Here is an 8404-nt window from a genome sequence, read left to right on the forward strand (position 1 = left end):
CACGTAGATCGTGGATCCTGACAGAAGCATTGACGTGCCCTTGCCACCCTCCTACTTTTTGGTCGGTAATCCGAACTGTGTCCGGTATATCGAACGAACAGATCAGGGATGAGGCACCCATGGCCCCCGCACCCGCCAGAAGAGCCGTCCTGCGTGCCGCCGTTCTCGCGGCGGCGGCGCCGGTGATCCCGTCTCTCGCCGCAAGCAGGGTGGGCGCCGCTCCGCGATCCGTGGTTCCTGCGAGTGCGCAGCCGTTCGCGCTGGGGAACGTCGCGCTCCGCGAGGGTGTCTTCGCCGCCAAGCGTGCCCTGATGCTCGACCACGGCCGGGGCTATGACGTGGACCGGCTGCTGCAGGTGTTCCGCGCCAACGCCGGGCTCTCCACCCGGGGCGCGGTGGCCCCCGGTGGCTGGGAGGGGCTCGACGGCGAGGCGAACGGAAACCTCCGGGGCCACTACACAGGCCACTTCCTGACCATGCTCTCCCAGGCCTACGGCAGTACGGGCGAGAAGGCGTACGCCGACAGGATCAGCTCCATGGTCGGGGCGCTGACGGAGGTCCGTACGGCGCTCCGCCGCGACCCGGAAGTCCTCAGCGTCCCCGGCAAGTTCGGTACGGCCGCGGAGAATGTGAGGGGCTCGCATCAGTACGTCGATCTGCCGTCCGGCGTCCTCGGCGGCGCCACGGACGTGACCCTCTCGGCCTGGGTGAAGCCCGCCCACGAAGCCGACTGGACCCGGATCCTCGACTGCGGCAACGACGCGAGCCGTTACCTCTACCTGGCCGCCCGCAACGCGGACGGAGTCCCACGCTTCGCCATCACGTCGAACGGGCCGGGCGACGAGCAGGGCATCAACGGCACCACGCCACTGGCCCTGCACGAGTGGAGCCACGTGGCGGTGACGATCGAGGGCGCCACCGGCACGCTCTACGTCAACGGCACCGCGGTCGCCGCCAACACCGCGATGACCCTGGACCCGTCCGCGCTCGGCCCGCTGAAGAACAACTGGCTCGGCCGCTCCAACTACGCGGCCGACCCCGTCTTCGCCGGCGCGTTCGACGAGGTCAACTTCTGGTCGCGGGCGCTGACCGCCGCCGAGATCGCCGGGCTCGAGGACGCGCGCGCCGCCGGTTCACCGGCAGGAGCGGGGGACTTGGCGTCGTACGCCTTCGACGAGACCGACGGCGGCTCCTTCGCCGACAGCTCCGGCCGCGGCCGGCCTGCCACCCTGCGCCGCACCTGGGGCGGACCGAGCCATCCGGGGTTTCTCGCGGCGTACCCCGAGACGCAGTTCATCACCCTGGAGTCGATGACCAAAGGTGACTACACGGTGGTGTGGGCGCCGTACTACACCGCCCACAAGATCCTGCGCGGTGTCCTCGACGCCTATCTGCACACGGACGACGCCCGGGCGCTGGACCTCGCGTCGGGCATGTGCGACTGGATGTACGCCCGCCTCTCCGGACTGCCACGGACCACCCTGCAACGGATGTGGGGCATCTTCTCCAGCGGGGAGTTCGGCGGCATCGTCGAGGCGATCTGCGACCTGTACGCCATCACCGGCAAGGCCGAACACCTGGCGCTGGCCCGCCTCTTCGACCTCGACAAGCTCATCGACGCGTGCGCCGCGGGCGACGACACGCTCGACGGGCTCCACGCCAACCAGCACATCCCCATCTTCACCGGACTGCTTCGGCTGTACGACGAGACGGGGGAGCGGCGCTACCTCACCGCCGCGAAGAACTTCTGGGGCATGGTCGTCCCGACCCGCATGTACGGCATCGGCGGCACCAGCACCGGCGAGTTCTGGAAGGCGCCCGGCGTCATCGCGGGAACGCTCGGCGACACGACCGCCGAGACCTGCTGCGCGTACAACCTGCTCAAGCTGAGCCGGGCGCTGTTCCTCCACGAGCAGGACCCCGTGTACATGGACTACTACGAGCGGGCCCTGTACAACCAGGTCCTCGGTTCGAAGCAGGACAAGGCCGACGCGGAGAAGCCGCTCGTCACGTACTTCATCGGCCTGCTGCCGGGCCATGTGCGCGACTACACGCCCAAGTCCGGGACGACATGCTGCGAGGGCACGGGCATGGAGAGCGCCACCAAGTACCAGGACTCCGTCTACTTCCGGAAGGCCGACGGCTCCGCCCTGTACGTCAACCTCTACAGCCCCTCCACGCTGACCTGGAGCCAGAAGGGCATCACGGTCACGCAGACCACCGACTACCCGAGGGAACAGGGCACCACGCTCACCGTCCGTGGCTCCGCCGCCTTCGATCTGCGGTTGCGCATACCGGCCTGGGCGGGGAGCGGATTCGCCGTGACCGTCAACGGCAAGAAGGTGAGAGCCGATCCGGTCCCCGGAAGCTACTTCTCCGTGTCCCGGACATGGCGCGACGGTGACACCGTCCGGGTCTCCGTTCCCTTCCGGCTGCGGGTGGAGAAGACCCTCGACAAGCCGGAAGTCCAGGCCCTGTTCTACGGACCGGTCCACCTGGTGGCCCGCGACAGCCGTACGTCGTACCTCCGGTTCGGTCTCTACCGCAACGCGGCACTCTCCGGAGACCTGCTGCCCACGCTCACCCCGGTCGCGGGCAAACCGCTCCACTACACACTCGACGGCACCGGCCTCGCGCCCTTCTTCGAAGGCACGGAGGACCCGACGCACGCCTACTTCCAGCGGGCCGAACCCAAGGTGGTCCTCGGCACGATCGACTCCGGCGTCACCAATCCGGCAGGTCCCGACGGCATGACCCTCCTCGACGAGATCTGGTCGGCCGCTCCCTTCGGGGACAAGGGCGCGCTGGTCAAGCACGTCCAGGCCACCGCGGATTCCTGGGTGGCCGCAGGACGGCTGAGCGCGCCGGACGGCAAGAAGGTGGTGAGCACGGCGAAGGAGGCGTCCTACGTGCGGTGAACGGGGCCCGGGCGAGGGTGGTTGGCGTGGAAGGCCGGGTGCTCGTGCAGGCGGCGGACGTAGGTACGTACGTGGGGGTAGCGGTGGGTGGCCTCGGCTTCGTCCGGGGTGAGGCGTTCGTCCGGGGTGAGGTGGACGAGTGTTGCCCACAAGTCGACGTCCGCCGCGGTGAGTTGGCCGCCCACGAGGTAGGGGTGGGAGGCCAGACGGCGGTCGATCTGGTCCAGCGTCGAAGGGGTGAGTGGGGTGAGTGGGGTGAGCGGGGTTGCGAGGAGTTCGTGCCAGGTGTCGATTCGTGCGGCCAGGGCCGGTGGGCGCAGGAGGGTGAGCGGGCCACGGCCGTGCGCGGAGAAGCGACAGGCGAGGTCGCGCAGGATGTCGGGGGTGTGGTTGCTGACGACGTGCCCGCTCCATCGGTCGCACAGGGCGGGAACGGTCAGCGGGCCGTCGAAGTGGTGCTCGGTGGCCTCGTAGTGGCCGTGCAGCGAGTCGAGTGCCGCCATGGCGGTGGTGTCCGGTGTCAGGAGTGTGGTCGTGACCGCGTCCCTGAGCCCGAGCAGGTCGAGAGTGATCGAGACGCGCAAGGAGCGGGGACACCCTGCCGAGAGGTACAGGTGATAGCGGTGGGGGGCTGGATAGAAGCCGCCCGCCAGGTCGGCGCCGATGCGGCTGCGGATCGGCGACGGACGGGCGCCGAGTGGACTGGGCATGGCTCTCCAGACAGGTGAGGGGGCGCCGACCGCGCGCACGGCGTCGGTGGCACAGCGGGGGAGAGGGGGGAGAGGGGGATCCGGGGCCACGGAGGGCCGCATGAGGAAGAGAGCCGAAGCGATGACGCCTCGTCTCCGTGGACGTCTCTTCTGCGGGACGACGTCAGGCGGCTGGAGCCGAGGCGCTGCACACGCGCAGCAGGTCGATGTGCAGACGCCGTGTCAGGAGGCGGGGGCGGGGCCGTCCCGCGGGCAGGGGACGCCGTGGGGTGCTTTTCCTCTCACCGACCGCCCTGGACATGTCCACCAGCCCTGCCGTCGAGGCCCGTTGCGTCCGGAGCCGCGCTTGCCCACCATCGTGACCGTCACCGGAAGTCTGGATCCGGGCACCAGGCGCCGTCAAGAAGGCGTGGAACTCCCGGCGTGGAAGCGGAACAGAAGGCGCGGCCCCGCGGTTGTCCCTGACGGAGGCGGACGACGAGGCACCTACGGCGATGTGAGCACGCCCATGATCCACAGGCATTGCGCACCGCCACGGACCTCACGTAACGTCCCGAGCAGGTTACGAGCGTCAGCGTCAAGCCCTGGCTTGCTGACCGGCAACCCTCCCACGCGGCGGGGTGCTCCAGGTGAGGACCAGGCGGTGCCCGACCAGGGTTCCGCAAGCGCGAGACCGGCGAGACTGGCGAGGCCCCAGGCCCGCCGGCCGGAAGGGCGGAGGTGACGGACGTGGCACTTGTGCCGCCCGCGTTGCCCGCCCCTCGCGTCATGGTGATCGCTCCGAGCCGCCAGGTGCATCTGTACTCCCGGCCGCACATCGACCTGCAGCGTGTCGCCGGCGCGCTCTGTCGTTCCTGACCCGTCACCCCGCCGCCGCACCCTCGGAGCCGAGGGGCCGGTGTTCTCGTACGGTCGATCAGGAAGGCACTCCTCCGTGTCGTCATCACCTTCACCTTCATCCGCGCTGCCCTCTTCCGCTCCTTCCTCCGCGCTGCACCTCGCCGTCGCGCTCGACGGGGCGGGCTGGCACCCGGCCGCGTGGCGCGAACCGGCGTCCCGCCCCCGGGAGTTGCTCACCGCCCAGTACTGGGCCGATCAGATCACCGAGGCCGAACGCGGCCTGCTCGACTTCGTGACGATCGAGGACGCCCTCGGGCTGCAGTCCTCGCACTTCACCGAACCCGACGGGCGCACCGATCAGGTCCGCGGACGGCTCGACGCCGTCCTCATCGCCGCCCGCGTCGCCCCGCTGACCAGCCACATCGGACTGGTGCCGACGGTGGTGGCCACGCACACGGAGCCCTTCCACATATCCAAGGCGATCGCCACGCTCGACTACGTGAGCACGGGCCGCGCGGGCGTACGGGTCCAGGTGTCGGCACGCCGCAACGAGGCCGCGCACTTCGGACGCCGCACCTTCCCCGCCTTCGGCATCGAGGACCTCGACGACCCCGCCGTCAGGGAGTTGACCGTCGACCTCTTCGACGAGGCGGCCGACCACGTCGAAGCCGTGCGCCGGCTCTGGGACAGCTGGGAGGACGACGCGGAGATCAGGGACGTCGCCACCGGCCGCTTCATCGACCGCGACAAGCTGCACTACATCGACTTCGAGGGCAAGCACTTCAGCGTCAAGGGGCCCTCGATCACGCCACGGCCGCCACAGGGCAGGCCCCTGGTCAGCGCGCTCGCCCACGAGGCAGCGAATGACGCGCCGTTCCGGCTTCTCGGCCGCTCCGCCGACATCGGATACGTCACCCCGCGCGACGCCGGGCACGCACGCGTCGTCGTCACGGCGGTCCGTGCCGAACAGGACGCGGCAGGGCGGACCGGCGAACCCCTGCATCTCTTCGGTGACCTGGTCGTGTTCCTCGACGACGACCCGGCCGCCGCCACGGCCCGCAGGGAGCGTCTGGACGCCCTCGCCGGTCACCCGTACACCAGCGACGCGCGAGTCTTCACGGGTACACCGGCGCAACTGGCCGAACTTCTCCTGGAGTTGGGACAGGCCGGTCTTACCGGGTTCCGGCTGCGTCCCGCCGTCATCGGCCACGACCTCCCGGCGATCACCCGCGGCCTGGTGCCCGAACTGCAGCGCCGCGGCGCCTTCCGGCACGCCTACGAAGCCGACACCCTGCGCGGCCTGCTGGGCCTCGCCCGCCCCGCAAGCCGCTACGCCGCCACCGCCTGAGCCGGACCGGAAGGGACCCCTCATGAGCAAGTCACCGGACAAGCCGCTCAAGCAGATCCACCTCGCGGCGCATTTCCCCGGCGTCAACAACACCACCGTATGGAGCGACCCGGAGGCCGGAAGCCATATCGAGTTCAGCTCCTTCGCGCACTTCGCGCGGACCGCGGAGCGCGCCAAGTTCGACTTCCTGTTCCTCGCCGAGGGGCTGCGGCTGCGTGAACAGGGCGGGAAGATCTACGACTTGGACGTCGTCGGGCGGCCCGACACCTTCGCCGTCCTGACCGCGCTCGCCGCCGTCACCGAACACCTCGGCCTGACCGGCACCATCAACTCCACCTTCAACGAGCCCTACGAAGTGGCCCGTCAGTTCGCCAGCCTCGACCACCTCTCGGGCGGACGCGCCGCGTGGAACGTCGTGACCTCCTGGGACGCCTTCACCGGCGAGAACTTCCGCCGTGGCGGATTCCTGCCGCAGGAGGAGCGCTACTCCAGGGCGAAGGAATTCCTGAGTACGGCCAATGAGCTGTTCGACTCCTGGCGCGGTGACGAGATCGTCGCGGACCAGGAGAGCGGCACCTTCCTGCGCGACGCCCAGGCGGGCGCCTTCGTCCACCAGGGTCAACACTTCGACATCCAGGGGCAGTTCAACGTCCCGCGCAGTCCGCAGGGCCGCCCGGTCATCTTCCAGGCCGGTGATTCGGAGGAAGGGCGCGAGTTCGCGGCGGCCGGCGCGGACGCGATCTTCAGCCGGTACAGCACGCTCAAGGAAGGTCAGGCGTTCTACACGGACGTCAAGGGCCGCCTCGCCCGCCACGGCCGCACCCACGACCAGCTCCTCATCCTGCCCGCCGCGACCTTCGTCCTCGGGGACACGGACGCGGAGGCGGAGGAACTCTCCCGGGAGGTGCGGCGCAAGCAGGTCAGCGGCGCCACAGCGATCAAGCACCTGGAGTTCGTCTGGAACCGCGACCTCTCCGCGTACGACCCGGAAGGCCCGCTGCCCGACATCGACCCTGACGTCGGCGAGCACACCATCGCCCGCGGCCGGGCCCAGGTGCGGATGTACCGCGACCCGCTGGCCACCGCCCGGGAGTGGCGCGAGCTCGCGGCGGCCAACAAGTGGTCGATCCGCGACCTCGTCATCGAGACCGGCAACCGCCAGTCCTTCGTGGGCTCCCCGGCCACCGTCGCCGAGACGATCAACTCCTTCGTCCAGGCCGACGCGTCCGACGGGTTCATCCTCGTTCCGCACATCACCCCGGGCGGCCTCGACGCCTTCGCCGACACCGTGGTCCCGCTGCTCCAGGAGCGCGGCGTCTTCCGCACGGAGTACGAGGGCACCACCTTGCGCGACCACCTCGGCCTGGCCCACCCCGACGCCGAGGCGCGCTTCCCTGAGCCCGAGTCAGAGCCCGTGCCCGCACCCGTGCCCGCGTCGGCCGACCACTGAGGAGGAGCACCACCCATGTCAGCCATCCCTCTCGGCGTCCTCGACCTGGTCCCGGTCTCGTCCGGCTCCACCGCGGCCGGGGCGCTGCACAACTCCATCGACCTGGCCCGGCGGACCGAGCAATTCGGCTACGCCCGCTACTGGTTCGCCGAGCACCACCTCAACCCGGGCGTGGCCGGCACCTCACCCGCGGTCGTCCTCGCCCTGACCGCCGCCGCGACGTCGACGATCAGGCTCGGGGCAGGGGCCGTACAGCTCGGTCACCGCACCGCACTCTCCACGGTCGAGGAGTTCGGCCTGATCGACGCGCTGCATCCCGGGCGCCTCGACCTGGGCCTCGGCCGCTCCGGCGGCAAACCGCCCGGGACGCCCGCCGCCCCGGCGCCCACCGCGACCCCCGTCGTCGACGGCCGCGCACCCAACGGGCTGCGGATCCCGGCACGGTTCTCCTACGAGCATCTGCTCGGCTCACCCCGCGTCGCCCTCCAGCGCAAGCTGCTCCAGCAGCCGCACGCCCAGGCGCAGGACTACGGGGAGCAGGTCGACGACATCCTCGCGCTGCTCGCGGGCACGTACCGATCGGCCGACGGCATCGAAGCGCATGTCGTCCCCGGTGAAGGTGCCGATATCCAGGTGTGGATCCTGGGCAGCAGCGGCGGCCAGAGCGCGGACGTCGCGGGCCGGGGCGGCCTGCCCTTCGCCGCGAACTACCACGTCAGTCCGGGCACGGTGCTCGAGGCCGCGGAGGGCTACCGCGCCGCGTTCAAGCCCTCCGACGTACTCGACAAGCCCTACGTCAGCGTCTCCGCGGACGTCGTCGTCGCCGAGGACGATCAGACCGCCCGCGAACTCGCCGCGGGCTACGCCCCATGGGTCCGCAGCATCCGCACGGCCGAGGGCGCCATCCAGTACCCCACGCCGGAAGAGGCGCGCCGGCACGTCTGGACCGACGCGGACCGAGCGCTGGTGGAGGACCGGACCGAGACCCAGTTCACCGGCTCCCCGGGGCGGGTCGCCGACCTCCTGGAACAGCTCCAGGAAGCCACCGGCGCCGACGAGTTGCTCATCACCACGATCACCCACGGACACGCCGACCGGGTGCGCTCCTACGAACTGCTCGCCGAGGAGTGGCGGCGCA

Annotated in this window: 6 protein-coding genes and 1 riboswitch; of the genes, 5 read left to right on the top strand and 1 reads right to left on the bottom strand. The window is 70.3% G+C overall.

The features are described 5' to 3' along the window. The first annotated feature begins 119 nt into the window (after window positions 1-119). Window positions 120-2918, top strand: coding sequence for a beta-L-arabinofuranosidase domain-containing protein (locus tag ABD378_RS06160; protein ID WP_344519392.1), 2799 nt, complete (start codon window positions 120-122; stop codon window positions 2916-2918). On the opposite strand, the gene ABD378_RS06165 is transcribed toward ABD378_RS06160, so the two are convergent. Continuing rightward, window positions 2906-3628 carry a glutathione S-transferase C-terminal domain-containing protein gene (locus ABD378_RS06165; protein ID WP_344519393.1) on the bottom strand — a complete coding sequence of 241 codons (723 nt, stop codon included), beginning with the start codon at window positions 3626-3628 and terminating at the stop codon, window positions 2906-2908. The two genes, ABD378_RS06160 and ABD378_RS06165, sit on opposite strands and share 13 nt — an antisense overlap. Window positions 3629-4188: 560 nt before the next feature. Further along, window positions 4189-4302, top strand: a riboswitch (SAM riboswitch). 94 nt (window positions 4303-4396) lie between these two features. Here ABD378_RS06165 and ABD378_RS06170 point away from each other — a divergent pair. The 4 genes from ABD378_RS06170 to ABD378_RS06185 all read left to right on the top strand — a co-directional run. Next, window positions 4397-4486: a putative leader peptide gene (locus ABD378_RS06170; RefSeq protein WP_344519751.1), complete on the top strand. Its 90-nt coding sequence runs from the start codon at window positions 4397-4399 to the stop codon at window positions 4484-4486. Window positions 4487-4562: 76 nt separating this feature from the next. Then, window positions 4563-5816, top strand: a complete 1254-nt coding sequence (locus ABD378_RS06175) for an LLM class flavin-dependent oxidoreductase (protein ID WP_344519394.1) — start codon at window positions 4563-4565, stop codon at window positions 5814-5816. Between the two features lie 22 nt (window positions 5817-5838). Beyond that, on the top strand, window positions 5839-7266 hold the full coding sequence (locus ABD378_RS06180) for an NtaA/DmoA family FMN-dependent monooxygenase (RefSeq protein WP_344519395.1): 1428 nt from the start codon (window positions 5839-5841) through the stop codon (window positions 7264-7266). Window positions 7267-7281: 15 nt separating this feature from the next. Next, window positions 7282-8404, top strand: a 1123-nt coding sequence (locus ABD378_RS06185; protein ID WP_344519396.1) for an LLM class flavin-dependent oxidoreductase, incomplete at its 3' end; no start/stop codon positions are given.

Source organism: Streptomyces rectiviolaceus, from assembly GCF_039533825.1.
Classification (GTDB): domain Bacteria; phylum Actinomycetota; class Actinomycetes; order Streptomycetales; family Streptomycetaceae; genus Streptomyces; species Streptomyces rectiviolaceus.